The sequence below is a fragment of the Zhihengliuella sp. genome, from assembly GCF_031178195.1.
Taxonomy (GTDB): domain Bacteria; phylum Actinomycetota; class Actinomycetes; order Actinomycetales; family Micrococcaceae; genus Zhihengliuella.
Genome location: NZ_JAPSJL010000001.1, coordinates 222,527 through 247,874, shown reverse-complemented (window position 1 = coordinate 247,874; position 25,348 = coordinate 222,527). Strand labels below are relative to the sequence as shown.

Annotated in this window: 26 protein-coding genes; 8 read left to right on the top strand and 18 right to left on the bottom strand. The window is 69.8% G+C overall.

From position 1 onward, the window contains the following. Nucleotides 1-161 precede the first annotated feature (161 nt). The gene (locus RIN46_RS01075; protein WP_309080636.1) at nt 162-1,277 is read left to right on the top strand and encodes an iron ABC transporter permease; all 1,116 of its coding nucleotides are present in this window, start codon (nt 162-164) and stop codon (nt 1,275-1,277) included. Then, the gene (locus RIN46_RS01070; protein WP_309080637.1) at nt 1,274-2,539 is read left to right on the top strand and encodes an iron chelate uptake ABC transporter family permease subunit; all 1,266 of its coding nucleotides are present in this window, start codon (nt 1,274-1,276) and stop codon (nt 2,537-2,539) included. The genes RIN46_RS01075 and RIN46_RS01070 overlap by 4 nt, the downstream gene beginning before the upstream one ends. A 106-nt stretch (nt 2,540-2,645) precedes the next feature. Here the strand turns inward: RIN46_RS01070 and RIN46_RS01065 are convergent, their stop codons facing one another. The 4 genes from RIN46_RS01065 to RIN46_RS01050 all read right to left on the bottom strand — a co-directional run bounded on the left by RIN46_RS01065 (nt 2,646) and on the right by RIN46_RS01050 (nt 6,854). Further along, nucleotides 2,646-3,299: an AAA family ATPase gene (locus RIN46_RS01065; RefSeq protein WP_309080638.1), complete on the bottom strand. Its 654-nt coding sequence runs from the start codon at nt 3,297-3,299 to the stop codon at nt 2,646-2,648. Nucleotides 3,300-3,415: 116 nt separating this feature from the next. Further along, on the bottom strand, nt 3,416-5,203 hold the full coding sequence (locus RIN46_RS01060) for an FAD-dependent oxidoreductase (RefSeq protein WP_309080639.1): 1,788 nt from the start codon (nt 5,201-5,203) through the stop codon (nt 3,416-3,418). Between the two features lie 34 nt (nt 5,204-5,237). Continuing rightward, nucleotides 5,238-5,768, bottom strand: coding sequence for a hypothetical protein (locus tag RIN46_RS01055; RefSeq protein ID WP_309080640.1), 531 nt, complete (start codon nt 5,766-5,768; stop codon nt 5,238-5,240). Between the two features lie 3 nt (nt 5,769-5,771). Further along, the gene (locus tag RIN46_RS01050; RefSeq protein ID WP_309080641.1) at nt 5,772-6,854 is read right to left on the bottom strand and encodes an XRE family transcriptional regulator; all 1,083 of its coding nucleotides are present in this window, start codon (nt 6,852-6,854) and stop codon (nt 5,772-5,774) included. 314 nt (nt 6,855-7,168) lie between these two features. On the opposite strand from RIN46_RS01050, the gene RIN46_RS01045 reads away from it, so the two are divergent. Beyond that, nucleotides 7,169-7,741, top strand: coding sequence for a hypothetical protein (locus RIN46_RS01045; RefSeq protein WP_309080642.1), 573 nt, complete (start codon nt 7,169-7,171; stop codon nt 7,739-7,741). Nucleotides 7,742-7,847: 106 nt separating this feature from the next. Here the strand turns inward: RIN46_RS01045 and aqpZ are convergent, their stop codons facing one another. The 3 genes from aqpZ to glsA form a co-directional block, all read right to left on the bottom strand. After that, nucleotides 7,848-8,588, bottom strand: coding sequence for an aquaporin Z (gene aqpZ, locus RIN46_RS01040; protein ID WP_309080643.1), 741 nt, complete (start codon nt 8,586-8,588; stop codon nt 7,848-7,850). A 278-nt stretch (nt 8,589-8,866) separates the two neighbouring features. Continuing rightward, complete coding sequence (locus RIN46_RS01035) at nt 8,867-9,286, bottom strand: hypothetical protein (protein ID WP_309080644.1); 420 nt, start codon at nt 9,284-9,286, stop codon at nt 8,867-8,869. A gap of 119 nt (nt 9,287-9,405) precedes the next feature. Further along, nucleotides 9,406-11,205 (bottom strand): glutaminase A, encoded by a 1,800-nt coding sequence (gene glsA / locus RIN46_RS01030; protein ID WP_309080645.1) that lies wholly within the window; start codon nt 11,203-11,205, stop codon nt 9,406-9,408. Nucleotides 11,206-11,256: 51 nt separating this feature from the next. Here glsA and RIN46_RS01025 point away from each other — a divergent pair, with 51 nt between their 5' ends. Then, on the top strand, nt 11,257-11,709 hold the full coding sequence (locus tag RIN46_RS01025; protein WP_309080646.1) for a VOC family protein: 453 nt from the start codon (nt 11,257-11,259) through the stop codon (nt 11,707-11,709). 47 nt (nt 11,710-11,756) lie between these two features. Here the strand turns inward: RIN46_RS01025 and RIN46_RS01020 are convergent, their stop codons facing one another. After that, nucleotides 11,757-11,888 carry a hypothetical protein gene (locus RIN46_RS01020; RefSeq protein WP_309080647.1) on the bottom strand — a complete coding sequence of 44 codons (132 nt, stop codon included), beginning with the start codon at nt 11,886-11,888 and terminating at the stop codon, nt 11,757-11,759. After that, nucleotides 11,885-12,439 (bottom strand): DUF4396 domain-containing protein, encoded by a 555-nt coding sequence (locus RIN46_RS01015; protein ID WP_309080648.1) that lies wholly within the window; start codon nt 12,437-12,439, stop codon nt 11,885-11,887. Before RIN46_RS01015 ends, RIN46_RS01020 begins: the two co-directional genes overlap by 4 nt. Before the next feature lie 181 nt (nt 12,440-12,620). Here RIN46_RS01015 and RIN46_RS01010 point away from each other — a divergent pair, with 181 nt between their 5' ends. Both RIN46_RS01010 and RIN46_RS01005 read left to right on the top strand, forming a co-directional pair. Beyond that, nucleotides 12,621-13,349, top strand: coding sequence for a M50 family metallopeptidase (locus RIN46_RS01010; protein ID WP_309080839.1), 729 nt, complete (start codon nt 12,621-12,623; stop codon nt 13,347-13,349). 765 nt (nt 13,350-14,114) lie between these two features. After that, on the top strand, nt 14,115-14,735 hold the full coding sequence (locus RIN46_RS01005) for an NAD(P)H-dependent oxidoreductase (RefSeq protein WP_309080649.1): 621 nt from the start codon (nt 14,115-14,117) through the stop codon (nt 14,733-14,735). Nucleotides 14,736-14,852: 117 nt separating this feature from the next. On the opposite strand, the gene RIN46_RS01000 is transcribed toward RIN46_RS01005, so the two are convergent. The 3 genes from RIN46_RS01000 to RIN46_RS00990 form a co-directional block, all read right to left on the bottom strand. Beyond that, on the bottom strand, nt 14,853-15,293 hold the full coding sequence (locus RIN46_RS01000) for a DoxX family protein (RefSeq protein ID WP_309080650.1): 441 nt from the start codon (nt 15,291-15,293) through the stop codon (nt 14,853-14,855). 147 nt (nt 15,294-15,440) lie between these two features. Continuing rightward, a complete protein-coding gene (locus RIN46_RS00995) occupies nt 15,441-16,400 on the bottom strand; it encodes a D-glycerate dehydrogenase (RefSeq protein ID WP_309080651.1) in 960 nt (319 codons plus the stop codon). Next, nucleotides 16,397-17,599, bottom strand: coding sequence for an aminotransferase class I/II-fold pyridoxal phosphate-dependent enzyme (locus RIN46_RS00990; protein ID WP_309080652.1), 1,203 nt, complete (start codon nt 17,597-17,599; stop codon nt 16,397-16,399). Before RIN46_RS00990 ends, RIN46_RS00995 begins: the two co-directional genes overlap by 4 nt. A gap of 228 nt (nt 17,600-17,827) precedes the next feature. Here RIN46_RS00990 and RIN46_RS00985 point away from each other — a divergent pair, with 228 nt between their 5' ends. Beyond that, on the top strand, nt 17,828-19,000 hold the full coding sequence (locus RIN46_RS00985) for a hypothetical protein (protein WP_309080653.1): 1,173 nt from the start codon (nt 17,828-17,830) through the stop codon (nt 18,998-19,000). 18 nt (nt 19,001-19,018) lie between these two features. On the opposite strand, the gene RIN46_RS00980 is transcribed toward RIN46_RS00985, so the two are convergent. Next, nucleotides 19,019-19,834 carry an ImmA/IrrE family metallo-endopeptidase gene (locus RIN46_RS00980; protein WP_309080654.1) on the bottom strand — a complete coding sequence of 272 codons (816 nt, stop codon included), beginning with the start codon at nt 19,832-19,834 and terminating at the stop codon, nt 19,019-19,021. Between the two features lie 169 nt (nt 19,835-20,003). On the opposite strand from RIN46_RS00980, the gene RIN46_RS00975 reads away from it, so the two are divergent. Beyond that, nucleotides 20,004-20,153, top strand: coding sequence for a hypothetical protein (locus RIN46_RS00975; protein WP_309080655.1), 150 nt, complete (start codon nt 20,004-20,006; stop codon nt 20,151-20,153). A gap of 57 nt (nt 20,154-20,210) precedes the next feature. Here RIN46_RS00975 and rbsD read toward each other — a convergent pair whose 3' ends face one another. The 5 genes from rbsD to RIN46_RS00950 all read right to left on the bottom strand — a co-directional run bounded on the left by rbsD (nt 20,211) and on the right by RIN46_RS00950 (nt 25,335). Beyond that, a complete protein-coding gene (gene rbsD / locus RIN46_RS00970) occupies nt 20,211-20,594 on the bottom strand; it encodes a D-ribose pyranase (RefSeq protein WP_309080656.1) in 384 nt (127 codons plus the stop codon). A 51-nt stretch (nt 20,595-20,645) separates the two neighbouring features. After that, complete coding sequence (locus RIN46_RS00965; protein WP_309080657.1) at nt 20,646-21,611, bottom strand: ribokinase; 966 nt, start codon at nt 21,609-21,611, stop codon at nt 20,646-20,648. Between the two features lie 97 nt (nt 21,612-21,708). Continuing rightward, a complete protein-coding gene (locus RIN46_RS00960; protein WP_309080658.1) occupies nt 21,709-22,641 on the bottom strand; it encodes a substrate-binding domain-containing protein in 933 nt (310 codons plus the stop codon). A 124-nt stretch (nt 22,642-22,765) separates the two neighbouring features. Next, complete coding sequence (locus RIN46_RS00955; RefSeq protein WP_309080659.1) at nt 22,766-23,728, bottom strand: ABC transporter permease; 963 nt, start codon at nt 23,726-23,728, stop codon at nt 22,766-22,768. Then, the gene (locus RIN46_RS00950; RefSeq protein ID WP_309080660.1) at nt 23,725-25,335 is read right to left on the bottom strand and encodes a sugar ABC transporter ATP-binding protein; all 1,611 of its coding nucleotides are present in this window, start codon (nt 25,333-25,335) and stop codon (nt 23,725-23,727) included. Before RIN46_RS00950 ends, RIN46_RS00955 begins: the two co-directional genes overlap by 4 nt. Between the last annotated feature and the right edge of the window lie 13 nt (nt 25,336-25,348).

Sequence of the window (25,348 nt, the reverse complement as noted above, 5' to 3'; positions counted from 1 at the left end):
AGGGGAAATTCGAGTGTGCGAACGGTGGCGTTACACCCGGTGCCGAATTTAGGGTCGCCTAACCCGACCGAGCGACCAAAACGCTACCATGGTCTAAGCTAATTTCTGCCGCCTCCGTCACACTTCGACGGGCACCACCGCCGCCCCACCCCAGGATCCCCGTGACCACCACCCGCCAGCCCGAGACCGCCCCGACCCAGTCCCCGGTCGACGCGGCACCGCGCCCGGCGGCACCGCGCCCGACGACACCGCTCGAGGCCGGCGGCCCCCCGGCCGGCGCCGCGTCCCGGGGGCGTCCCCTGCTGGTGCTCGCGGTCCTGGCCTGCGCCGTCGCCGTGGTGTCCGTCCTGAGCCTCTGCATCGGCTCCGCCTCCAATACGGTCTCCGAGGCGCTGCACGCCATCTTCGCGCCGACCGGCACCGTCATGGACGTGACGATCCGCGAACTGCGGGCCCCGCGCACCGTGACCGCGCTCGCCGTCGGGGCCGCGCTCGGCATGGCCGGCACGCTCGTCCAGGGGCACACCCGCAATCCGATTGCCGAGCCGGGCCTGCTGGGCATCAACCAGGGCGCCGCGCTGGCCATCGTCGGCACGACGGCGGCGCTCGGCCCCCAGCCCTACGCCGTTCAGGCAGTCCTCGCCTTCACGGGCGCGCTCGTGGCCGCCGTCGTCGTGTTCGGGATCGGGCACGTGGGCCGGCGGGGCGGCTCGCCGACCACGCTGGTGCTCGTGGGCGCGGCCGTCACCGCGCTGTGCACGGGGGTGGTCTCCGGGATCGTGCTGCTCAGCGAGGCCGCGCTGGAGACGCTGCGGTTCTGGCAGGTCGGCTCGGTGGCCGGCAGGTCCGATGCGCTCGAGATCCTCTGGCCACTGCTGGTGGTCGGTGCGGCCATCGCCTGGCTCAACGCCACGCAGCTGAACGCGCTGGCCCTCGGCGAGTCTGTGGCGACGTCGCTCGGCGTCACGACGGCGCGCGCCCGCGGGGTCGGCCTCGCCGCGCTCGTCCTGCTCACCGGCGCGGCCGTGACGGTGGCCGGGCCCATCGCGTTCCTGGGCCTGCTGGTCCCGCACATCGTGCGCTGGGCGATCGGCGCCGACTACCGATGGCTGTTGCCCGCGGCCGCCCTGACCGGCGCCGCGCTGCTCCTGGTCGCCGACGTCGCCGGGCGGGTCATGGCCCGGCCGGGCGAGCTGCCGGTGGGCGTGGTGGTGGCCATGATCGGCGCGCCGGTCTTCGTCTATATCGCCCGCCGCCGGAAGGTGGTGGCGGTATGACCTCGATCGAGACGACGCCGACCGGCACCACGCCGGCCGTCAAGGCGCACGATGCTGCGGCATCCGATACCGCGACGCCCGACACTGCGGCAACGAGCCCCGCGGCAACGAGCCTTCCGGCGCCGGAGACCGCGGCGCAGGACGCCCCGCGGACCAGGGCCGCGGCCGCCGCCGTCATGGTGACAGCCCCGGCCCCGGGGCGCACGCAGCGCCGGCCGCGCACCGCCGTCGTACCCCGTCTGGCCGGGGCCGCGTGGCTGCGGCGCCTCGCGGTCCCGCTGCTGCTGGGGCTGGCGTGCGTGCTCGCCGCCGCCTGGCACATCGCCGTGGGCGGCTCGGAGATCCCGCTGCGGGACGTGCTGGCCACGCTGGCCGGGCAGGCGCCCGACGGGCGGACCGAGCTGGCCGTCACGGAGTTCCGCGCGCCGCGCACGCTGGCGGCGGTCGTCGCGGGGGCGGGCCTGGGCGTCGCCGGCGCGCTGACGCAGACGGTCGCCCGCAACCCGCTGGCCAGCCCGGACGTCCTGGGGATCACCCAGGGCGCCTCGTTCGGGGCGGTGGCCGTGCTGGTGCTGGCGGGAACGGCCGGCGGCCTCTCCGGGATCGCCGCGACCCTGGGCCTGCCGATCGGCGCGGCCCTGGCCGGTGTGCTCACGGCCCTCGCCGTGTTCGTGCTGGCGTGGAGGTCCGGGCTCGAATCGAACCGGCTGATCATCGTGGGGCTGGGGCTCTCCGGGCTCGCCGCGGCCATGACCACGTGGATGCTCACTCTCGGCGACGTCACCAACGCCGCGCAGGCTCTGACGTGGATGACCGGCACCATCAACGGGCGCGACTGGGCCCAGGTCCTGCCGATCATCCCCCTGGTCGGCGCCGGGTTCCTCGCCGCGCTCCTGTCCCAGCGGAGCCTGCGCGTCATCGCGCTGCACCAGGACACCGCGGTGGCCCTCGGCATGCGGATCAATGTCACGCGCGTCTGGCTGCTGGGCGTCGCGACCCTGCTGGCCGTCGCGGCGACGGTGCTCGCCGGCCCGGTGGCGTTCGTCGCCCTGGCGAGCCCGCAGATCGCCAAGCTCATGACCCGGTCGACGCTGCCGCCGATCGTCTCCTCGGCGCTGGTGGGCGCGCTGTTCATCCTACTCGCCGACCTCGCGGCCGCCCGGCTGTTCGCCGTGGCGCTGCCCGCGGGCGTGGCGACCGCCGTCGTCGGCGCGCCCTACCTGATCTACCTGGTGGTCCGGCAGCAGCGCCAGACCACTTGAGCGCCGCGCGGCCTGTCGATTCCCCGAACCGTCGTTTCGAGGGACGATCGGCGCCTCGGGTCCCTCGAAACGACCGTTCGACCTGGCGCTGTCGGGGAGCGCCGGGCTAGAGGACCGCGCGGCGCAGGTCGCGCAGCACCTCGGGGGCCTCGCGGATGGCATCGATCACGGTCCACCCCTCGGCCTCGGCTCGGCGCAGGTACGCCTCGCGGGCGGCCCGCAGGTGCTCCAGCCTCTCGCTGTCCTCGCCGCGGGCGGTGATCCGCTCCAGCGCGGTGACGGGGTCCACGTCCAGCAGCACGACGACGTCGGGCCCGCCGAAGCGCCGGCCCGTCCCGGCGCGCCGGGCCAGGACGCGGTGGAGCGCGGGAAGCCAGCGGCCGGCCGGCAGGCCGCGGACCTCGCGCAGCACCGACTGGCAGGCGAGATGGCGGTCCATCACGGTCAGGCCCGCGAAGCGCTCCGCGGACGCGGTGGAGCGCAGAACGGTGCCGGTGCGGACCGCGGTCTCCAGCCCGTCGAGCAGGCGCGCCGGGACGGTGATGCCCAGGCGGGCCTGGAGCCGGGAGAGCCAGCGCCGGCCTGAGGGATTCTTGATGAACTGCGCGGGCCAGCCGGCGTCGGCGGCGTCGGCCGCGAGGTGGCTGGCGGCGGTCGTCTTGCCGGCGCCGTCGATCCCCACGACGGCCACGGTGAGCTTGCGGCGAAGCGGGAGTCCGACGCGCGGGGACAGGCGGGTCGCGGGGCTGAGCAGCAGCATGGCGCCTCCTTCGGTCGGCGTGCGGTGGTGGGCTGTCGGTCCGTGCTGGACCCAATACTCCACGAATCAACCATGCCCGCCCTGACGGATCGCTGAGTGCTTGCTGGTGGTGCCGGTCAGGCCAGGAGGCACCGCGCCTCCGGGCCGAGCGCCGCGTACAGCGTGACCAGCCCGCCGGAGAGCGACGCCGAGTCGAACCCGGCCTCCGCCAGGATGCGGTGGGCGGCGGCGGACTTCACGCCGGTCGAGCACAGCAGCCGGACCGGTCCTCCGTCGGCGCGGTCCCGCAGCTCGTCGAGGCGGTCGAGGAGCTCCTCGATCGGGATGTTGACCGAGCCGCGCAGGCGGTCCTCGGCGAACTCCTCGCTGCCGCGCACGTCCACCATCAGCGCCTCGGCCAGCACGGACTCCGTGTCCTCGGCGTACCAGAGGCGCAGGGAGCCGTCGATGACGTCCTGCCCGAGCATCCCCGCCAGGTTCACGGGGTCCTTCGCCGATCCGTAGTGCGGTGCGTAGGCCAGGTCCAGGTCCACCAGGTCGTCGGCGCCCAGGCCCGCGCGCAGGGCGGTCGCCAGCACGTCGATCCGCTTGTCCGCGCCGACCTCGCCCACCGCCTGCGCACCGAGCAGGCGCCCGTCGTTCCCGAAGTGCACCACCAGGTGGATCGGCTCCACGCCGGGGATGTAGCCCGCCTGCGGCGTCGGGTGGAGGTGCACGGTGTGCGCCGGGATCGAGGCCCGCGAGAGTGTCTTCCGGTTGGCGCCGGTCATCGCGGCCGTCAGCTCTCCGGCGCGCACCACCGCGGTGCCGAGGGCCGAGGGGATGGGGCGCGCGTCGACGCCGAGCATCGCGTCGGCCACGGCCCGCCCGGCCCGGTTCGCCGGACCGGCGAGGGCCACTACCCGGCGCTCGCCGGTGACGGCGTCGTCGCTCGCCACAGCGTCGCCCACCGCCCACACCCCGGGCACGTTGGTGCGCCCGTGCGGGTCGGTGATCAGCGCGCCGTCCTGGCAGACGATGCCGGCGGCCTCGAAGGGGCCCGTCGCCGGCTCGATCCCGGCGGAGACCACCACGACGTCGGCCGGCAGCTCCGTACCGTCCCCGGGAGCCGTGCCGTGCTCCAGCACCAGGGCGGGTGCCTCGCGGTCGTGCCGGTAGGCGGTGGCCTCGGCACCCGTGTGCACGGCGATGCCGAGGCGTTCGAGTTCCTCGGTCACGGGGCGCGCCATCTCGGGCTCGAGCGGTGGTAGGACGTGCTCGGAGCGCTGCACCAGCGCCACGTCCAGCCCGGCCCGGGCGAGGACCTCGGCGGCCTCGACGCCGATGTACCCGCCGCCGATCACGACGGCGGTGCGCGCCCCGGCATCGACGTGCCCGCGGAGGGCGAGGGCGTCGTCGACGGTGCGCAGGGTGCGGACGCGGCCGGCATCGAACCCGGCCTGGAGGCCGTCGATAGGCGGGATGATTGCGTCGCCGCCGGGGGAGAGGACCACGTCGTCGTACTCGAAGGTCTCCTCGCGGGTGGCGCCGGACTCGTCGGTGACGCGGGCCGTGACGGTCCGGGCGTCGGGATCGAGCGCGACGACGTCGTGCCTCAGGCGCACGTCGATGTCCTGCTGCGCGAACGTCTCCGGGGTGCGCGGGGCCAGATGGTAGGAGTCCTCGATCTCGCCGTCGACGTAGTAGGGGAGTCCGCAGTTGGAGAAGGAGACGTAGTCGCCGCGGTCCAGGACGGTGATGCGGACGTGCCGGTCCAGGCGCCGGGCGCGGGCGGCGAAGCTCATGCCGCCGGCGACGCCGCCGACCACCAGGATCCGCCGACGGTGCTCGTCCGGACCGGCTCCGTCGAACGAGTCGCCACTGTCGGTCGGCTGGCCAGGATTCCGCGCATCACGACTGCTCATGGCGCCATGCTACGCGGAGCCGTGCGGGCTCTCTCTAGCGTCGAAAATCATCTGGCTTCCCGAAGGTCCTAAGGAGGCTGCGGTCCACGTCGACCATGGCGTTCTGGAGATCGTGGGCCATCTCAGGAGTCAAGTCGCCGTCGCTCACGAGAGCCATCAGAATGTACAAGGTGTCCATTGTCTGGATGCCTTTTCCCTGAGCGTATTCATAGGCATCGCGATCGTCCGTGATCCAAGCGGCGCCAGCATAGTCCTCATGCTCGAGAATCAGGTGACACGTCTCGGCTTCGCCCAGATGGCGGGTGGGTTCGCTGGGAGTGCCGCCGAAGACGACCCGCCGGATTCGCTCGATGCCATTGTCGACGACTTCGATCGGTTCGCCGAGCCATTGTGCGGACAGAAGCTCACTCAGGGCCGGCAAGAAGTCGGAAGATCTGCGCGCTTCAGCGAAGACGGCCTGCGTCCAGCGGCCATCGCCTCGCAGGAAGTCGCGTAACAGCGGCATCCGATGGACTGCTGCGAAGTTGCAGAGGACGGTGTTGTCGGGGAAGAGCAGCCGCGACACGGATCAGCCTTGGGTTCCAAAGCGTTGCCGCACTTCGTTCTGGGACAGTCCCAGCAGAGCCGCCAGGGGGCGAGCCGTTGCCTCGCCCGTGATGTACAGGCTCGCGTGGCCCTCAACGAGGCGGCTCGGGAGTCGCTCTGGGAGCTTCGTGAGGGCTAGCTCCTCGACGAGGTCGAGGCGATCGGCCAGCTTGATGCAGTCGGCGAATCGAAGCTTCTGGAACTCATCCAGGAGGCCCTCGTCGACGAGGCCAAGATTCGTCAAACGGTCCCCAAGGGCAATCGGGGCGACGCGGAACTCCACTGCGGCCGCCGCCAGGCTGCCCAGGCTCGGCTCGGTTCCGATGGTCTCTGCGAGGAGATCCTGCGGCATGAGAAACGCTGCCGAGAAAGCATTGACAATCCGCTCCGGCTGGCTCGTCGACCTCAGGTCGGCCTCGCGAATGAGATCTCTGGCGTGGCCGCAGAATACATGTCCAAGCTCATGTGCGAGTGTGAAGCGGCGACGTACCAGCGGTTCGTGGGCGTTGACTAGCGCAATTCGAAAATCGTCCGTCTCCCACGAAGCGCCGGAGACACCGTCCGGCAGCGGGACGATGGCAACATCGACGTCGAAGACTTGCTCCACGGCCTCGGCCAGATCGACTGCGCGGATGTCGACGCCGGCATCGCGAAGCCGACCTTGAGCTTCGGCCGCCAGCTGTTGCCCATAAGAGATGTCGAGCATTCCCCGCGGGAATTCAACTTCGGGCAAGGGGGCGGGTTTGCGCGGAGCATCCCAATGAAGCTGGTCGTGGGCGTTGTGGAAGCGCTCGACCAGCGCAGCGACGTGGTCAGGGCACGAAGATGCTTCGGCCCGAGCCGCGAGCGCATAGGAAGGAGGAGCCGAGCCAGTCAGAATCCAATCGACCGTCGTCTTGCCGAGTTCCGCCGCCAGGGCCAGTTCGGTGGTCGTGAACCGCCGGGCCCCGCGAAGCGACTTGCTCAGCTTGCTCGGCGTAGTCGCCAGAGCATCAGCGAAATCGGTCTGGGACATTCCGACGTCGTTGCGGATCTGCTGGACGCGACCAATCAAGTCAGGGTCCATGCCGCCCACTCTAGCGGGGAGTTTCGATTTTCGAAACCGGGGCGGCAGGGATGGCCTTGGACGTGGCCATCGTGCGACTCGCTCCGCCAGCGCGAGTAGAAGGTGGAACGGTGCCGATGCCGGTGCCAAGGAGAAATGGGCCATGGGTGCAACGGTAAGAAGTCGGGTAGTGCCGGTGGTGGGAACCCGCATCCCCTTGGGACGAGGGCATGCCTCTCGGACGCTGTGGAGGGGGAGTCTGCCCGCGGAGCGATGCGTACTGGCATATCGCGTGCATCGGCTTGGTGGGCGCGAGCTCGCTCGACGAGGATGTGATGGTGCAGAAGGTCGCCCGCGTCGTGTCCCACGTCCTTTCGCCGACGGTGCTCGGCACCCTGGTGTTGCTCAGCATCCCGCTCCGATATGCGGCGGTGGCATGGGCGCCCACGCTGGTCGCGGCGGCGTTCACGATCGTCATTCCCTGGGCGGTACTCGTCTGGATGCGCATGACCGCGCGAGTGACGGATCTCCATGTCACGCGGCGGGAGCAGCGGTGGCCGATCCTGCTCATCGCGCTGGTCTCGATCCTTGCCGGGCTGGGCCTTCTGCGTCTGATGGGTGCGTCGCCCATCGTGTTCGCGGAGATGGGCCTGTTCCTGGCCGGGCTGCTGATCACGGGCGCCGCGAACCTGTTCTGGAAGCTGTCGATCCATGCCGCGGTGGCATCCTTCGCGGCCCTGCACTGCCTGGCGCCCCTGCCGTTGGGTCCGCAGTTGGCCGTCGTGCTGATCGCACTGGTGGGGTGGAGCCGGATCCGGATCACCCACCACACCGCCAGCCAGGTCCTCGCCGGCACGGTGGTGGGCGCGGCCGTGAGCCTCGGTGGGCTCCTGCCGCCGCTGGGCTGACGACGGCGGTCGGCCGGCCCCGCGCGGCACGAGACGAGACGAGTGGCCCGGGAGGCAGCTCCCGGACCACTCGTTCGACGTCGTTCCGCCTGCAGCGGGCACGCGCCTAGCGCTCCAGGATGACGTCCTCGGTGTTCGGGAAGAACATCTTGTAGGTCAGACCGGCGATAGCCGCGCCGATGAGGGGTGCCACGAGGAAGAGCCACACCTGGCCGAGCGCCTCCGGGCCGGCGAACCAGGCGACGCCGAGCGAGCGGGCCGGGTTGACGGAGGTGTTGGTGATCGGGATGGAGACCAGGTGGATCAGCGTCAGGCCCAGGCCGATCGCCAGCGGTGCGAAGCCCTGCGGCGCGCGCGAGTCCGTGCTCCCCAGGATGATGTAGAGGAAGATCGCCGTCAGGATGATCTCGATCAGTAGGGCCGCGACCAGCGAGTACCCGTCCGGCGAGCGGTCGCCGTAGCCGTTGGAGGCGAAGCCGGACTCGACGGCGTCGAATCCCTCGCGTCCGGAGGCGATGGCGAAGAGGGCCAGGCCGGCGACCGAGGCGGCGACGATCTGCGTGATGACGTACGGGCCGACGGCCTTCCACTCGACGCGGCCGGCGAGGGCGGCGCCGAGGGTGACGGCCGGGTTGAAGTGGCCTCCGGAGATGTGGCCGACGGCGTAGGCCATGGTGAGGACGGTCAGGCCGAAGGCCAGCGCGACGCCGACGAAGCCGATGCCCATGTTGATAGGACCCTCCGCGATGACCGACGCGGCGAAGATCGCGCTGCCGCAGCCACCGAAGACGAGCACGAACGTTCCGAGGGCCTCGGCGATGAGCCGGACCGGGAATGACTGATGCATGGTGTCTCTCTCTGCTGGAGTGAAGGCCAGAGCTGGGCCGAGCACGCTCTGACAAGCGCGACGATACTCCAGAGGAACGACAAATAGGAGGCCTGCGGGTTTCCCCTCGATGTCGGACGAGGGAACACAGAGGACCGCAATCATGCTCACGGCAACAGGGACGGCCGCGTCGGGGCCAGGTTACTCATGAGGAGCGGAGGGGAGATCAGCCGGCTCTGCGCTGGTCCTGGTCTTCGCGGGCGCGCTTCACGATCGATTCCGGAGTGGCACGCCCCAACCTACGGTCGATTTTCACGATCGTCTCGGCTCGAATCTGGCTCGCACGTTTCCGCATCTGCAGTTCCCGCGCTGTATACGCGCGTTTGCCCTGTTCCATCATCGATTTCCCTTCCTGAAGCCACCATAGTCTCCTCGTCGAAGCCGAGGTAGAGCGCGTCGAATTCGGCGAGTGCCTCGCGCACCATCACGAGGTCCCGTTTCCTCGCCGGCGACTTTCTCCAGGTGGACGGATCGAGGAACTGCCTTTGTCCGGGGACTAGGTGGGACATCATCACTGCACCGATGACCTCTTCGCCCGGATCCTCGGAGATGCTCTTCTGGAGGGCGAACTCGGTCCGATCCCACCATTCGTTGTTGCGGTCCGCTCTGGCCTTCTGCGCCAGGGCAACGAGTGCTCCAACGACGCCGAGCAGGGCCACAGCAGGCACCAGCAAGGGAGAGAACGGCAGCAGCTGTGCGGCGGTTTCACGGGATGGAGCCGACGGGCCAGTCGTAGGAACGGGGGAGGAACTGCTCGGCGGAGGCACTGTTCCGGCCGTCAGTCGCGGTCGCGGACCGCCACCTCCTGCAGGTTCTGCTCCACCCGCGTGTAGGCGTCCACGGCCACGGCCTTCCAGAGCGCGAGGGCCAGCTCCGGCTCGTCGCGCTCCAACCGCTCGATCGCATCGGCCGAGAGCAGGCGGACCCTCACCTTCTCCTCCGCCCGGACCCGCACGGGTGCACCGCCGCCGAGCGCGATCTCGCCGAACGTCATGCCCGGGCCGAGCGTGGTATACCGGACTCGGTGCCCGTCGCGCACCGTGCTGGTGGCCACCCGCCCGGAGACGATGAAGTAGATCCCGCCGAACTTCTGCCCGGAACGGCGGATGAGGTCGCCGTCGTCGTACTCCCGGTCCTCCATGCGCTCCTCGAGCGCGGCGATCTGCTCTGCGGACAGCGGTACGAGCGCCGCGAAGTCCGGCAGCGCCACCGTGCGAGGCACCAGCCCCGGACGGCCGTGGCGGCGGAGCAGGCGCTCCTCGGCCCACTCGATCGCCTCGGTGCTGCCCGGGAACAGGGGAGTCCGGCCGGCGCAGAGCACCTCGGAGATGCGGCCGGCGTCGTCGATGACGGCCATGCGGCGTCCGTCCACCTCGAATGTCCGCCGCAGCTCCTCCATGAGGTTCAGTGCGACGTCGTTCACCTCGTCCACCTTGCGCACGTCCAGCAGGACGATCTCCACCTCATCCGGCAGGGAGCTGACGTGCCGGACCACGGATTCGGCGCCTGCGAAGAGGAGGTCCCCGTGCAGCTCCACCAGCTGGGCGCGGTGCCCCTGCTCGGTCAGGAGGTCGGCCGCCTCCTGGCCGCGGCGCACCCCGGACGGGGCATCGGTGATGGGGTAGTGCGCGCGGATGGCGGACCGGCCGATGCGCGCCGCCTTGACGAAGTGCAGCCCCATCTCGGCGGAGAGCCGCCGGGCGGCCGCGATGCCGCGCACCGAGGAACCGTGCCGGTCCAGCGCGGGGGAGTAGACCGAGATGCCCAGCTGGCCCGGCAGGACGGCCATGAGCCCGCCGCCGACACCGGACTTCGCCGGAAGCCCGACGGCGCTGGTCCAGGCGCCGGCGTCGTCGTACATCCCGCACGTGAGCATGACGGAGAGCATGCGCTGGACCGTCTCCAGGTCCACCACCTGCTCGCCGGTGAGCGGCTGGCGGCCGCCGTTGGCGAGCGTGGCGCCCATGAGCGCGAGGTCGCGCGCGTTGACGAGGATGGAGCACTGGCGGAAGTAGTTCTCGACGGCGCGCTCGGGATCGTCCTCGATGACGTCGAAGCTGCGCAGCAGGTGGGCCAGTGCACGGTTGCGGTAGCCGGTGGCGGACTCGGAGGCGAAGACCCGCTCGGAGACGTCCAGCGAGCGGCCGGCGAAGCGCGAGTGGATGTCGAGGATGCGACCGAAGCCGTCGCGCCCGCCGGAGCCCTTGATCAGCGAGGCGGCGGCGATGGCGCCCGCGTTGATCATGGCGTTGGCGGGACGGCCGGTGTCGCGGGCGAGCGAGATCTCGTTGAACGCGTCGCCGGAGGGCTCCACGTCCACCTTGCGGTCGACGGCGTCCAGCCCGTGGTCCTCCAGCGCAAGCCCGTAGGTGAAGGGCTTGGAGATGGACTGGATGGTGAACTCGGTGCGGGAGTCGCCGACCTCGTAGACATGGCCGTCCACCGTGGCGAGGCAGATGGCGAAGTCGCCCGGGTCGGCGTCGGCCATGCCCGGGATGTTCTGGAACGGGACGCCGTCGGTGAGCCCGGTCAGCTCCTGGTGCAGGTCCCGCAGGTACCGTTCGATCGGTGAACGCATGCTCCGAGCGTACTGGTGACCCGGAGGCCCCGGCTCGGTAGCATGCGGCGCATGGCCATCAGACTGGAGAACGTCGGCATCGCCGTCCGCGACATCGAGGCCGCGATCGCCTTCTTCACCGACTTGGGGCTCACGGTCCTCGGCCGGGACACCGTCAGCGGCGAGTGGGCTGACACCGCCGTCGGACTCGACGGGAACCACGCGAAGATCGCGATGCTGCAGACCCCGGACGGCCAGGGTCGCCTGGAGCTGTTCGAGTACCTCCACCCGGAGGCGATCGAGACCGAGCCGACCCTCCCGAACGAGATCGGCATGCACCGGGTCGCCTTCTCGGTGGACAGCATCGATGCGGCGCTCGAGATCGCGGCCCGGCACGGCTGCCACCCGCTCCGGGGCGTCGCTACTTATGGGGACGTCTACAAGCTCACCTACGTCCGCGGGCCCAGCGGCATCCTGGTGATGCTCGCGGAGGACCTGACGAAGGCGTCGTCGCAGGGGCGCTGACGCGCAGACCCCGAGACTCCGCGTCTCCGTGCTCGCGCCGCCGCGAGTCAGCCGCCGAGCGGCTGGTGGATGCCGGCCGGTTCGCCGTGCGCCGGTTCCTCCAGCTGGGCTGCGATGGAGACCACGAGCCCGCCGAGCAGGAAGCCGACGACGCCGGCCGCGAGGATCTTGGTGTTCATGACTGGTCCTTTCGGTGGTGCTCCCCCGTGCCGTCATCATGGTCGTGGCCTTCGTGGCCTTCGTGGCCTTCGTGGCCTTCGTGGCCTTCGTGGCGTTCGTGGTCGTCGTGGTACTCGTGGTACTCGTGCATGAGGGCGTGGCCCTTGCCGCGGGCGATCAGGTACCGGTTGACGGGAAAGGCCGCTGCGAAGGCCACCGCCAGTGCGATCATCATGCCCAACCAGAAGACGGGGTTGACGAGCCCGGCGTGCATGGCTCCTGGGATCAGCGCCATCACCGCGTTGTCGACGATCTCCATCGTCGCGATGGAGAGGGTGTCCGCAAGAAGCACCACCCTGACGGCGACCCGGAATCCCGCTCCGCTCTGCAGGATCGGGATGACGGAGAGCAGGTACCCGAAGAAGAAGGCGAGGGTGACGGCCAGCGCGATCGTCGCTGCGGTCGAGAACCCCGCGGCCGTGCCGATCATGAGGCCGAGGATCTCGCCGATGGCGCACCCGGTGAGGCAGTGCAGTGTGGCGCTCGCCGCCAATGAATTGCGCGAATCCATGAGACCTCCTGTCGCGATATACCCCTAGGGGGTATTTGACATGTACAAAGTCTCTCGAATTCGGGTCCGTGTCAAGAGTGTTCAGACCTTCGGACTCCCCGGGGTCTGCGATCACCGCCGAGTGCCGGGTGCCCCGGCGCCGAGCCCGGCCACAGCTTTGCCGCCTAGGGTGATGGCCGTGATGACAGGAATCGAGCAATGGTGGCAGGCGCTCCGCGACGGCTTCGCCCAGGGGGCGCCCCTGCAGCTGGAGACGCAGCCGGTGGTGATCGTCGTCGTGGTCGCGGCGGCGCTGTCCATCCCGCGGGCGACGTGGCGCTGGTTCGGCCTCTACGTGACGTTCGTGCACGAGCTCGGTCACGCCCTCGCTGCCCTGATGACCGGACGTGTGGTGCGGGGGATCCGGCTGCGTCTGGATCACTCGGGTGAGATGATCAGCGCCGGGCGCGGCACGGTGGGCAGCGTCTGGTCCGGTTTCTGGGGCTATCCGGCCCCGGCGGTTGCAGGCGCCCTGATGATCTGGGCGGCCTCGGCCGGCTGGGCGGGCGCCGCGCTCTCCCTCGGGGCGGCCCTGCTGCTGGTCTCGCTGCTGTTCATCCGCAACGGCTGGGGCATGCTGATCGCCCTGGTCTGCGCCGCCGTCGCGCAGGCCCTGGTGGTGTTCCTGCCGCCGGCGAACGTGGGCGTCGTCGTGCTGGTCCTGGGGATCGCGCTGCTGGTCGGCGCGGTGCGCGACTGGTTCAAGGTCGCCGCCGTCCACGGTGGGCGCGGCGATCGCCGGGACTCGGACGCCTACCTGCTCTCCCGCATGAGCGGGGTGCCGTCCTTCGTGTGGCTGACGGGCTTCGCCCTCGTCATCGGCGCCTCGGCCTTCTGGGGTACGACGGCGCTGGGCAGCATCGTCGGCTGACGCGCCCACCGCTCCGGGTTCGGTAGGCGTCGCCGGATCCTCTGTGGAGATGCTTACTGCTCATGCGTTCATGCGCGTGGTCCAGAAGTGTTCCTGAAACGGCGTGACGCACTTTGGTTCTCGATGAATCCCATTTCCGCAGGCAGGCGGAGCCAAAATGTGAGAGGCGATCGCTACGGTGATCGAGACCACAAAACTGTGGTCCCGATTGAAGGAGGATCACATGCGTGTTAGCGCGTACCACTCAACAAATCCGAGCGATCCGGATGTCCATCATGTTTATAACGACTGCCCTACCGGGCAGCAGATCCCCTTCCGGAACCGTGCGTCCGGAACAGGTGGCTATCGACTGTGCAAGAGCTGCGCTGGTCGGTAGCCGTTCGACAATAGCCGATCGTGTGGGAGGTGATATGGGATGGGTAAGAGTGCGAAGCCATCGAAGAAGAGCTTGAGCGACGCGGGCAAGAAGCTGGCTTCTGATTCATCAAGTAAGTCGGCGAAGTCGAAAGCGGGTTCGATATTGGGAAAGGGGTGACCTCCCTCGCCCCGGAGGGCCTCCGGTCGACTAGCGACCGGAGGCGCTTCCTCTCTTTAATCGCGGGTAGCAGAGGTTTCAACTTTCTCTCGCCACGTGGTGAGCGAAGGGTGACGAGAAAGTAGGCATTGCCGGGTTCCGGTCGTGTCCGAGGTGTTCACAGGGGCTCCCGGGAGGCCTAGCGTGGGCCGCATCCGGCCGGAACGCGCCACGCCTGAAGGAGATCAGCCATGCCCGAACTCTCAGCCCTCGCCCTGGTCTGCACATTGACGCCGTCGCCGGCTCCGTCCAGCAGCGAGTTGATGGGTCGCCGCGTCCTCGAGGCGCTGGAGCGGCACGGCGTGCGCACGTCCTCCGTCCGGGTGGTGGACCATGACGTGCGACCGGGCGTGAAGACGGACATGGGTGCCGGCGATCAGTGGCCGGCGATCCGCCGGCAGGTCCTGGACGCGGACATCCTGGTGATCGCCACCCCCATCTGGCTGGGGCATCCCAGCAGCGTGGCCCAGCGGGTCCTCGAACGTCTGGACGCCGAACTCTCCGAGACCGATGACCGGGGCCGGCCGATCATGTACGACAAGACGGCGATCGTCGCCGTCGTCGGCAACGAGGACGGCGCCCACAAGACCATCGCCGACCTGACGCAGGCCCTCAGCGACGTCGGCTTCACCGTCCCGGCGCAGGCGGGCACCTACTGGGTTGGCGAGGCCATGCAGAGCGTGGACTACCAGGACCTCGAGGAGGTCCCAGAGGCCGTGGCCTCGACGACGGCGGGCGCGGCCCGCAATGCCGTCCACCTGGCCCGTCTGCTGCGTGGTCACCCGTATCCCGCGGACGGCGGCGAGGGGTAAGGCCCTCGAAGGAGAGGAGAAGACAAGAGAGCACCGGGCGCGGGCCGTCATGGCCGGCGCCCGATGCTCTCGGGACTACTGAGCGCTCATGAGCGAGCGATCGAGTGAACGATGAGGCTAGGCGAGCTTCGCGAGCGCTCCCTGGCGGCGGCCGAAGAGTGCGGCGTCGAGCGAGGCACGGCCGGCACCGAGGAGGGCGATCGCGGCGGCACCGGCGCCGAGGAGCAGCACCAGCTCGTAGCCACCGTCGCTGACGAAGACGCCGGCGCTCAGGTGCACCTGCACCAGGGCGACCAGCATGTTCAGAGCCAGCAGGACGCCGACGGGGCGGGTCAGCAGCCCGAGGATCAGCAGCGCGCCGCCCACCAGCTCGAGGCCGGCCACGAAGGGCGCCGCGATCTCCGCCGCGGGGACGCCCATCTGGGCGAAGGACTCGGTAGTGCCCGCGATGGTGAACTGGCTGAACTTCTGCCAGCCGTGGGCCACGAAGATGAAGCCGACGACGACGCGCAGGAGCAGGCGCCCTGCAGTGGATGCGGTGGAAGCTGTGTTGGTCATGGGTACAAGTGCATCAGTCGGAACTTGAAGTTTCAGCTTAAATGCAGCGATTTCGTCATCGTTGTGGGCATCGACACAACGACGCCGCTGCCGGCCCGAGCGCCCAGTGGCGTTCGGACCGGCAGCGGCGTCGTGTGCCGACCTAGATCAGCGGATCGGCGTCGGCGGCTCCTCGCGAGCGAGTACCGCGAGTGCGTTGTCGGCGGCGAGCGTCGCCATCGCGGTCCGCGTCTCGACCGTCGCCGAGCCCAGGTGCGGCACCAGGGCCACGTTGTCCAGGTCCAGCAGGTCCGGATGCACGCGGGGCTCGTGCTCGTACACGTCCAGCCCGGCCCCGGCGATCAGCCCGGCGCGGAGCGCGGCGGCCAGCGCCTCCTCGTCGATGATCGGCCCGCGCGCGGTGTTGACCAGGTAGGCGGACTCCTTCATGGCGGCGAGCTGCTCGGCCCCGATCAGGTGGTGCGTGGCCGGCCCGTAGGGGCAGTGCAGGGAGACGACGTCGGACACGCTCAGGAGCTCGTCGAGCTCCACGCGGCGGGCACCGAGTTCCTCCGCAACGGCCGGATCGATCTCGCTGCGCGACTGGTAGACGACCTCCATGCCGAACGCCTTGGCCCGGCGCGCGGTGGCCTGGCCGATCCCGCCCATGCCGACCACCCCGAGGGTCTTGCCCTGCAGGCTGCTGCCCAGGAGGAAGAACATGCCCCACTTCCACGGGGTGCCGGAGCGGATCAGCCGCTCGCCCTCGCCCAGTCGGCGCGTGGCCGTGAGGATGAGGCCGAACGCGATGTCGGCCGTGGCCTCGGTGAGCACGCCGGGCGTGTTGGTGGCGACGACGTCGCGTTCCCGGCACGCCGGGACGTCGATGTTGTCGTAGCCCACCGCCACGTTGGCGACCACACGGAGCTGCGGCCCTGCGGCGTCGAGCAGCTCGCCGTCGATCCGCTCGGTCAGCAGGCTGACGATGGCATCTGCTCCCGCCACGCGGCGCAGCAGCTCGTCGCGGTCGATCGACTCCTGTCCGGTCCAGGCATCGACCTCGTGCTCGGCGCGGAGCTTCTCGAGTGCGGCTTCCGGGATGCGTCCGGTGACGACGACGCGGCTCATGCTGCCTCCTCGATCCATTCCCGCAGCCGGCCGAGGCCCTCGCGGATCGCGTCCGTCTCGATGCCCGAGTAGGCCAGGCGGATGTACTGCCGGTCCTCGTCGGGCAGGCGGCGGCCGAAGTGCTCGCGGGTGCAGAAGGAGACGCCGGTGGCCTCCAGTGCCGCGGTGGCGAAGTCGCCGACGGCGGTGAAGCCCTTCCGCTCCATGGCCTCCGTGACGTCGGGGAACAGGTAGAAGGTCGACTGCGGCACGGCGACGGAGAAGCCCGGGATCGCGTTGAGGATCTCGCAGGCGACGTCGCGCCGCTCCTTGAGCGTCTCCAGCATCTCCTGGACGGGCTCCTGGGGGCCGCGCAGGGCGGCGATGCCGGCCCACTGCACGTAGTGCGTGGTGCAGGACTCGTCGTTGGTGTTGAGCTTGCTCATGACGTTGGCGATCTCCAGCGGCGCGACGGCGCAGCCGAGGCGCGAACCGGTCATCGCGAACTTCTTGCTGAAGGTGTAGAGGATGACGGTCCGCTCGGCCATGCCCGGGAGCGCGGCGATCGACTTGGACGAGCCCTCGTAGCGGGTCTCGAAGTAGGCCTCGTCGGACAGCACCCAGAGGTTGTGCTCCTGGGCGAGCTGCGCGACGGCCTCGCGCTCCTCGTCGGTCGACTCCGCGGAGATGGGGTTCTGCAGGTCGTTGTAGATGATCGCGACGGTCTTCTCGGTGATCGAGGCGCGGATCTTCTCGATGTCGATGGCGAAGCCGGACTCGGTGGGCAGGTAGCCGTACGGGACGGCCGTGCCGCCGAGGTACTCGATCTGGGACTCGTAGATCGGGAAGCCGGGGTTGGGGTAGAGCACTTCCTGGCCCGGGTTCATCACGGTCTGGAGGAACTTGGTGATGACGGGCTTGCCGCCGGTCATGACGACGACGTTGTCCGCGGTGTAGTTCAGGCCGCGGCGGGATCCGATGTCCTCGGCCAGGGCCTCGCGCAACTGGGGGATGCCGGGGCCGGGGCAGTAGCCGGTATAGCCGTCGGCGATCGCCTGGTTCATCGCCTCGACGATGTGCGGTGCGGTCGGGATGTTGATGTCACCGAGGTGGAAGGGGTACACGGTGTTCCCCTTCGCCTTCCAGGAGGCGGCGGCCTGGGCGACGCTGAAGGCGGTTTCGGTCCCCAGCCTTTCGAGCCGGTTGGCGAGTTGCGGCATGCGTTCCACTCCTCATCGAGTTGTCGAGGCGCCCTCGATCTGAGCGAGGACTAGTATATGACTAATATATCAGGCCGCGTGACAGCCGCGCCATGCCCTTTGGTCTCCGAGTTCGGTCTCGGCGTCGAGCAATGTTGTTGACTGGGTCACACCTGTGACATACCGTCAAAATACATCTCATATATCAGTTGCCGACGCAACCTCATTGCACGGGAGTACATCGCTGCCATGGCCGAATCTGCGCCGACCCAAGTCCGTCCGGACACCGCCGAGAAGAGGGGCCTCCCGCGTGCCCTGACCTATGCCGGCGCCATCATCGCCTTCCTCATCGGCTCCGGCTTCGCCACGGGGCAGGAGATCCTCCAGTACTTCACCTCCTACGGCTACTGGGGGATCTTCGGCACGGGACTGCTGGTCCTCGTCCTGATGACCTACGTGTGCGTGGAGCTCCTCACGACCGGTCAGAGGAAGCAGTTCGCCCGGCCGTCGCAGATCTTCCACTTCTACTGCGGCAAGCACCTGGGGATCTTCTTCGACGCCTTCTCGATCCTCTTCGTGTTCCTCAGCTTCACCGTCATGGTCGCGGGTGCCGGCGCCGTCTTCCAGGAGCACTACGGCCTCTCCAAGTACCTCGGCGGGATCGGCCTGGCCGTCGCGGTCGGCATCACGGTGTGGTTCGGCCTGCGCAGCCTGGTCGACGTGATCGGCAGGATCGGCCCGCTGATCGTCGTGATCGCCGTCGGGCTCGGCCTCCTCGGCCTCGTGCGCGGCACCGGCGTGGTCGGCGGGCACCACCTCCTGCCGACGCTGGAACTGACGCAGGCCTCCACCAACTGGTTCCTGGCCGGTCTGTCCTACGTGGGCTTCTGCATGCTGTGGCTGGCCGCGTTCCTCACCGCGCTCGGCAAGACGGCGCGCACGCGTCGGGAGGCCGCCTCCGGTGGGCTCCTCGGAGGAGCCGTCTTCTCGCTGGCGTGCATCGTCGTCGGACTGGGGCTGCTGGCCAACATCACCCGGGTCAACGGGACGGAGATCCCGATGCTGGTCCTCGCGGCGGACCTGAGCCCGCTGCTCGCGTCTGGCTTCTCGGTGATCATCCTGGCCGGCATCTACACGACGGCGGTCCCGCTGCTGTGGACGGTCTCGTCGCGCGTCTTCGCCGAGAAGACGGTGCCGTTCAAGAGCCTGACCCTGGGCCTGGCGGCCGCGGGCACGGTCATCGGGCTGGTGCTGCCGTTCTCGCAGATGGTCAACATCGTCTATGTGGTCAACGGCTACGTGGGCATCCTGCTGCTGGCCCTCATGCTGGTCAGCACGGGCCGGCGGGCGTTCCGGAATCGGTCTGCCGACGCCAGCCCAGAGGTGCAGAGCCGTCGTTCCGCCGATCGGGTGGCGAGCTAGAAGGCCATCCGGCTCTGCTCAGCGCACCAGCGACAGGTGTCCGCGGGGGCGCTTGTCGACTGGATCCCGCGTCGCGCCTACGGTCTCGGTGACTCCGGCCAAGGCCTGGCCGAACGTTAGCCCATGGATCTCGTCGAGGGAGACGCCGAGCCGCCCGGTGAGGCTGGTGGACCCCCTGTTGCTGGGACTCTGCAGGGCGGGAAGCGTCGATCGGAAGACGCGAGAGGTCTCGCGCTGCATTCCTTCGGGTTCGCCAGTGCGGTAGCCGCGTTTAGCGAGCTCGGTACACGAGCGCCGGTAGGACCAGTCGGAGAGCAGCCCTGCCTTGTGACATGAGTACACGAGTGCCATAGCGGAAACGCCCCAGCGCCCCTTCGACCGCAGAATGGCATCGATTGACGGCTCGCGCCGCACCGACGCCTGGAGTGCCGCACGTGGCATGAGGAACTCAGCGGCGAACTGGTCTGCTTCCCGCTCGGCATCGCGCTCGTTCTCATCGGCCGAACTCAGGCCAGCGTGCATGACGAGATGTCCGAGTTCGTGGGCCAGATCGAACCGTGAGCGCTCCGGTGTCTTCATCGTCGAGAGGAAGACGTAGGGGCGGTCGCCTTCCCAGAGGCTAAAGGCGTCGACATCCGCCGGGCCGTCCGGAAGGCTGAGCACCCGTACGCCGCGCGACTCTGCCAGTTGCACTGAGTTCGGCAGGGGATCGGAACCGAGCTTCCACTCCGCCCGTAGTCGTTGGGCGGCTGGACGGGGGTCAATGCCGGAAAGATCGGGAACGTCTAGCAAGGGCAGCGAGAAGCGCTCCGTGATCGCCGAGTAGAGTTCCACGCCAGTTCGCCCCGACGCCATGGCCGCATGCTTCTGTGCGGCACTGGAGCGCCGTCGGGCCCGGAAGAAGGCGCGTTCCTCCTCCAAGGGCTCGAGAGCCGATGATCGAACGGAGCACGAGTTGGTCATGCGCAGACCGTAGTCGGACCCTCCGACAGCTTGGAGCAGTTTGACCCGTGAGCGGTTCCGGAAGATGGACGAGGCGGTCCAGGCAGTCACCGGCTGGATGCTGGCCAAGGGCCAGAACCCCGGCATGGCCGCCGATCAGATCAGTCTCGTGGAGAAGTACAGAGAGTTTCGGAACGACACCGCCGGATAACGTCGGTGAACCAGCTGCCGGCAGGGTACTCCTGCTCGACGAATCGCGCTCCGGAACCTAGAAGCCGACCCCGCTGCGCAGGATCACGTTCGCGTACGGGGTCGTCTCGCCGGTGCGGACGATCACCTTCGCCTCCGGAAGTCGTGCCTTCAGCTCCTCGTGGCTGACGAACTCGACATCCGCGTAGTGCTCCCGCACCTGCGCCTCGGGCTGCTGCCCTCGCGCCTCGGACGCCATCGTGACGCCCTCCACCACCAGCGCCTTCGCCAGGGCGTCCAGCACCGACGCGAACGTCGGCAGACCCGGCACCAGCGACAGGTCCACCACCGTGGCGGTCCGCGGCAGCGGAAGCCCGCAGTCCGCGATCACCATGGTGTCCGTGTGACCGAGCGTGCCCAGGGCGTGCAGCAGGTGGGGGTTGAGGAGGCCGGATTTCAGCACGGGAGTCCTTTGCGGGGGAGCAGGCGGGAAGGGGAGGAGGACGACGGCGTTCTAGAGGGCGTCCAGCGAGCGCGGGTAGGACGCCTGGGCGCCCGGACGGGTCACCGAGGCGGCCGAGAACTTGGCGGCGAAGCCGGCGGCCTCCACCAGCGAGTCGCCGTGGGCCAGCCGGGCGGCCAGTGCGCCGGTGTAGGCGTCGCCGGCGCCGGTGGTGTCCACGGCGGAGACGCGGACGGCCTCCACGCGCGTCAGAGCCGGCTCGCGGCGCTGGTCGCGACCGCCGTCGTACTCGGTTTGGCCCACCTCGGCGACCAGCGAGCCCGCCGCCCCGAGCGTGATGACCACGCTGCGCAGGCCGCGGGCGCAGAGCTCGCGCGCCATGGTCTCTGCGTCGGCGTCAGCCGCCACGGGTGCGCCGAGCATCTCGAGGACCAGGGCGGCCTCGTGCTCGTTGGCGACCAGCGGATCGGCCGCGAGGACGGCCTCCGCTGCCAGCTCGATCACGGGCGCCAGGTTCAGCACCACGCGGGACCCGCCGGCGGTCGCCTGGCGGACGGCCTCCTCGACCGCCGCCGCGGGGATCTCGCCCTGCAGGACCACCACGTGGCCGAGCCCGCCGGCGCCCTCACCACCGCCGACCTCGCGCACGAAGTCCGCGGTCACCGTGCCGTTGGCGCCGGGGACGACGGCGATGGAGTTCTCGCCGCCGTCGTCGATGGAGATGAGTGCGACGCCGGTGGGCCCGTCCACCGTGCGGACGCGGCCGAGCTCGACGCCGGCCTCGCGGAGCAGGCGCAGGGCCTCGTCCGCGTTGGCGTCGCGGCCCACGGCTCCGACGAACTCGGTGGAGGCCCCGGCCAGGGCGGCGGCGAGGGCCTGGTTGGCGCCCTTGCCGCCGGGGGAGACGGTGAAGGAGTGGGCCAGCACGGTCTCGCCGGGGCCGGGCAGGCGCGGCATGGAGACCGCGAGGTCCGCGTTGCTGGAGCCGATGACGGTGACGCGTGCTGGCTGGTTCATTCCTTCTTCGTTTCTCTCGGGTGCGGTGCGTGGTGGTGTGAGTGGGGCGGGTGCTCCGCCTCGCGTGCGGCGGAGCACCCAGGGGCGGGCCCGGTGACTAGTCGGAGAACTTCTCGACGTTCTCCACCGTCACGGTGTCGACGGCGACGTTCTGCAGCTCCTCGACCTCCTCGCCGGCGAGGACCTTGGACATGACCTCCACCGACTGGCGACCCAGCTCCTCCGGGTTCTGGGCGATGGTGGCGTAGAGCTTGCCGTCCTCGACGGCGGCGAAGCCGTCCTCGGTGCCGTCGAAGCCCACCACGTGGATGTCCTCGCCGGCGCGGGCGCCGAGGGCCTGGATGGCGCCGAGTGCCATCTCGTCGTTCATCGCCAGCACGCCGACGATGTCCGGGTTGCCCTCGAGCAGGTTGGTGGTGACGTCCAGGGCGGTCGCGCGGTCGTACTGCGCGGTCTGCTGGGCCACCACCTCGATCTCCGGGAACTCGGCCAGGCCCTTCGTGAAGCCCTCGCCGCGCTCGTTGGTGGAGGATGCGCCGGGCACGCCCTCGAGGATCACGATCTGGCCCTTGCCGCCCACGGCCTCGGCCAGCGCCTTGGCGGCCTGCTCGCCGCCGGCGACGTTGTCGCTGGCGACCAGCGAGGCCACCTCGGCGCCCTCCACGGCGCGGTCGACGGCGACCACCGGCAGGCCGGCGTCGACCACCGGGCCGAGCGCGGAGCCGGCGGCGGCGGAGTCCACGGCGTTGACGATCACGCCGGCCGAGCCGTCCGAGGCGGCGGTGGCCAGCTGGTTGGCCTGCGTGGCGGAGTCGTTCTGGGCGTCGACGACGTCCAGCTCGATGCCGAGGTCCTCGGCGGCGTCCTCGGCGCCGTCGCGGAGGTCGACGAAGAACGGGTTGTTCAGGGTGGACACGGCCAGGGTGACCTTCTGGCCGGCGTCCTCCCCGCGGTTGCAGGCGGACAGGGTGAGGGCCAGCGTGAGGCCGAGGCCGGCGGCGGCCACGCGGCGAGCGACGTTGCTCTTCATGATGGTTCTCCTTCGATGGGGTGGTGCGGTTCGGTGGTGCTGGACGGATGGTGCGGTGGTTCTCTGGGGAGGTCCGGCGCGGCGGTTCTCGCGCTGCGGTTCGGGCGCCGCCGTTCGGGTGCGGCTAGTGCCGGACGTTCTTGCGGCGGATCACGTCGAATCCGACGGCGAGGGCGATCACCACGCCGATGACCACCTGCTGCCAGAAGGACGAGACGGACAGCAGGTTCAGGCCGTTGCGGATCACGGCGAGGACCAGGGCGCCCACCAGGGTGCCGCTGATCCGGCCGACGCCGCCGGCGAGGGAGGCCCCGCCGATGACGACGGCGGCGATCGCGTCCAGCTCGTAGCCCGTCGCCAGGGTGGGCTGGGCGGAGTCGAGGCGTCCGGCGAGCAGCATGCCGGCGAGGCCGGCGAAGAGCCCGGAGATCGCGAACACGGTGACCAGGACCCGCTTGACCGGGATGCCGGACAGGCGTGCGGCCTCGGTGTTGCCGCCGACGGCGAACGCGTTCTTGCCGATGATGGTGCGGTTCAGGACGAACGCGGCGATGAGGCCGGTGACCACCATGACGATGATCGGCATGGGCACGGGGCCCAGGTTGGAGCCGAGGAAGGACACGGACTCGGAGGTGGAGATCGGGCGGCCGTCGGAGACCACCAGGGTCAGGCCGCGGACGATCGTCAGCATGGCCAGCGACGCGATGAACGTGGGCAGCTTGCCGTACGCGCTCATCATGCCCGTGACCAGGCCGGACATGGCGCCGACGGCGAGTCCCACGAGGATGCTCACCCCGTCCGGCAGCCCCGCCGTGGTGGTCCAGTAGGCGGACACCATCGCCGAGAGCGCGGCGACCGAGCCGACCGAGAGGTCGATGCCGGCGGCGACGATGACGAACGTCAGGCCGAACGCCATGACGGCGATGGTGGAGACCTGGATGCCGATGTTCATCAGGTTCGGCCCGGTCAGGAAGTGCGGGGTGGCGATCCACAGCGCGATGCAGAGGACCACCAGCCCCACGAGGGCGCCGTTGTTGGCGAGGAACGACTTGAGGTCGAAGTGACGCTGCTTCGCTGCGGCGTTCATGCGGTGGCTCCTTCATCTCCGGTGTCGGCGGAGGCGGCGTGGGGTTCTTCTTCGTCGCGGTGCACGTTGGAGACCGCGAGTTGCATGATCGAGTCCTGGGTGGCCTCGGCGGTGGGCAGTTCGCCCGCGATGGTGCCCTGGCTCATGACGAGCACCCGGTCCGACATCCCGAGCACCTCGGGCAGGTCGGAGGACGCCATGAGGACGCAGCCGCCGCCAGCGGTGATCTCGTTGATGAGCTCGTAGATCTCCACCTTGGCGCCGACGTCCACGCCGCGCGTGGGCTCGTCCAGCAGCAGGACCTTGGACCCGGCGCTGAACCAGCGGCCGAACACGGCCTTCTGCTGGTTGCCGCCGGAGAGCGAGCGGATGGGCTGCTCGATCGAGTCCATGCGGATGCGCAGGCGCTCGGCGATCTTCTCGGCCCGGGCCTTCTGCCCGCGGCGGTCCACCAGCCCGAACCGGGAGGTGGCGCCCATCGTGGCGTAGCCGATGTTCTCGGCGACGGAGGCGTCCAGCACCAGGCCCTGCGTCTTGCGGTCCTCGGGCACGTGGCCGACGCCCGCGCGGGTGGCGGCGGCGACGTCGTACGGTTTGAGCTTGCGGCCGTTCACGCGGACCTCGCCGGAGGCGTAGTGGTCCGCGCCGGCGAGGCAGCGCAGCAGCTCGGTGCGGCCGGCGCCCATGAGCCCGGCCAGGGCGACGACCTCGCCCGGGCGGACGGACAGGTCGATGCCCCGCAGGCCGTCGGCGTTGAGGCCCTTGACCTCCAGCAGGGGCTGGGCGGCCCCGGATCCCGCAGTGCTCCCGGGCGCCGCGGCGTCGCCGTCGCCCGGGGTGTTCTGCACCGTGACGCCGGGCTCGCGGGGGAACTGCTTGTCGATGCTGCGGCCCACCATGAGCCGGATCAGCTCGTCCTCGTCGGTGGTGGCGGGCACCTGGGCGACGAAGCCGCCGTCGCGCAGGACGTTGACGCGGTCGCCGATCGCGGCGATCTCGTCCAGGTGGTGGCTGATGAAGACCATGCCGACGTTCTTGGCCTTGAGGTCGCGTACGACGTCGAACAGCGCCTCGATCTCCGAGGTGGTCAGGGCGGCGGTCGGCTCGTCGAGGATGAGGATCCGCGCGTCCAGCGAGAGGGCCTTGGCGATCTCGACGAGCTGCTGGCGGGCGATGCCGAGCTCGCCCACGTGGGTGTCCACGTCCAGATCCAGGCCGATCTGGGCGAGCGCGTCGCGGGCGATGCGGCGCATCTCCGCGCGGTTGATCACGCCGAAGCGGCGCGGGGTGCGGCCGAGCGTGATGTTCTCCGCGACCGTCATGGACGGGACCAGGTTCAGCTCCTGGTGGATGGTGGCGATGCCGAGGGACTCGGAGGTCTTGGTGTCCGTGATGGACACGGGCTCGCCGTCCAGCAGGATGCGGCCGGAGGTGGGCTGGTGCACTCCGGCGATCATCTTGATCAGCGTGGACTTGCCGGCGCCGTTCTCACCCAGGAGGACGGTGACCTCGCCGGGGTAGACGTCCACGGTGACGTCGTGGATGACCTCGATGCGCCCGAAGGACTTGGACACGGAGTCCAAGGTCAGCACGGGTTGCGGGCTCATGGCGGTGTTGCTC